Source organism: Streptomyces himastatinicus ATCC 53653 (assembly GCF_000158915.1).
Lineage (GTDB): Bacteria > Actinomycetota > Actinomycetes > Streptomycetales > Streptomycetaceae > Streptomyces > Streptomyces himastatinicus.
The window spans coordinates 5127251-5128293 of sequence record NZ_GG657754.1 but is presented as its reverse complement, the minus strand read 5'-3'; the positions used below and the strand labels follow the sequence as shown (position 1 = coordinate 5128293).

Sequence of the window (1043 nt, the reverse complement as noted above, 5' to 3'; positions counted from 1 at the left end):
CCCGCACCCCCGCCTTGGAGCGGGGCACCGACGGCCTCGACGCCCATCTCGTCGTGGACCGCGGCGGCTTCCGGCTGGATCTGCGGCTGGCCGCCGCCCCCGGCGAGGTGGTCGCCCTGCTGGGCCCCAACGGCGCGGGCAAGACCACCGCGCTGCGCGCCCTGGCCGGGCTCACCCCGCTCACGGCGGGCCAACTGTGCCTGGAAGGACGGGAGTTGGAGGACCCGGCGCGTCGGCTGCGGATCCCGCCCGAGGCCCGCCCGGTCGGCGTCGTCTTCCAGGACTATCTGCTCTTCCCGCACCTCAGCGCCCTCGACAACGTGGCCTTCGGCCCCCGCTGCCACGGCGTCCCCAAGGCCGAGGCCCGCGCCCAGGCCGCCGACATCCTGGCCCGGATGGGTCTTGAGGCCCACGCGGGCGCCAAGCCGCGCCGGCTCTCCGGTGGCCAGGCCCAGCGCGTCGCCCTCGCCCGCGCCCTGGCCGTACGCCCCCGGCTGCTGCTGCTGGACGAGCCGCTGGCCGCGCTGGACGCCCGTACCCGGCTCGACGTACGCGCCGGACTCCGCCGCCACCTCGCCGAGTTCGAGGCCGTGGCCGTCCTGGTCACCCATGACCCGCTGGACGCGATGGTGCTCGCCGACCGGCTCGTCGTGATCGAGGACGGACGCGTCGTCCAGGACGGCACCCCGTCCGAGGTGTCCCGCCGCCCCCGTACCGACTACATCGCGAGCCTCGTCGGCCTCAACCTGTACCAGGGGCGCGCCGAGGGTCACACCGTACGGCTCGACAGCGGTACGGCCATCACCACCGCCGACGACCTCAACGGCCCGGCCTTCGTGGCCTTCCCGCCCGCCGCCGTCACCCTCCACCGTGACCGCCCCGACTCCAGCGCCCGCAACGCCTGGCGCGCCGAGGTCACCGGCCTGGAGTCGCACGGCGACCAGATCCGCGTCGCCCTCACCGGAGAACTGCCCCTGCTCGCCGACCTCACCACCGCCGCCGTCGCCGACCTCGGTCTCCACCCGGGACGCACCGTCTGGGCC

1 protein-coding gene is annotated in these 1043 nt (G+C 75.7%); it reads left to right on the top strand.

Features of this window, described 5'->3' with window-relative positions; translation table 11 throughout:
• Positions 1–14: 14 nt before the first annotated feature.
• Positions 15–1043: ABC transporter ATP-binding protein (locus SSOG_RS21585; protein ID WP_039941482.1), on the top strand; the 1029-nt coding region annotated here is incomplete at its 3' end.